1 protein-coding gene is annotated in these 629 nt (G+C 68.0%); it reads right to left on the bottom strand.

The window, feature by feature from the left end; translation table 11 throughout:
* Positions 1 to 307: hypothetical protein (locus VP06_RS33245; protein WP_048468103.1), on the bottom strand; the 307-nt coding region annotated here is incomplete at its 3' end.
* Positions 308 to 629: the final 322 nt, after the last annotated feature.

Genomic DNA, 629 nt, shown 5'->3' with positions numbered 1-629 from the left:
GCGCGTCCAGCCAGGGACGCGGGGCCGGACGCGGCAGGTGGCGGGCAATCCAATCGATCACGGCGTCGGGCGTGTCGAAGAGTGGGGCGCAGGCCAGCGCCATGCCGGGGCCGTAGGTCTCCGCGACCCGCCATTTGTGGCGATGCTCCGGCGGGGCGGTGCTGGCTTGCAGGCGGACCAGCCGCGAGACCAACTGGTCGCCGAGATAGATCAGGCAGCCATCCTGATCGTCGCCACTGCTCGGCACCCGAATATGGCGCTGAGTCAGCAGGCCCGCCGGTCTCGTCTGGGTGCCTTGCCCGAACATCCCACCCCTCTTGCCTGTTCCTCATGAGCGGACCGGTCGACCGTCCCACCGCACCGCCGCGCGTCACGAGAGCGGAGACGATCCCGGCCGCGCATCGCACGACGCAGCGGCATCAGGACAAATTCGCCCATCACGGCAAATTTAGATTGGTTAAACAACCGTAAATAGCGACTGCTTGATTGATCGTGACATGCTTTCGTCGCGCCCTCAAGTGGGCCGCAGAGGGGATCGACTGCCGGACCGGGAGCGGCCCGCGTCGCATCGGTGCCCCGATGGCAGGGCGGAGCAGCGAAGCGTGCGCCGGGAGCCGCCGACGCCTCCG

Origin of the sequence: Methylobacterium aquaticum (assembly GCF_001043915.1) — a bacterium.
Lineage (GTDB): Bacteria > Pseudomonadota > Alphaproteobacteria > Rhizobiales > Beijerinckiaceae > Methylobacterium > Methylobacterium aquaticum.
The sequence above is the reverse complement of the archived record's forward strand: the minus strand, read 5'-3'. Positions and strand labels throughout refer to the sequence as shown.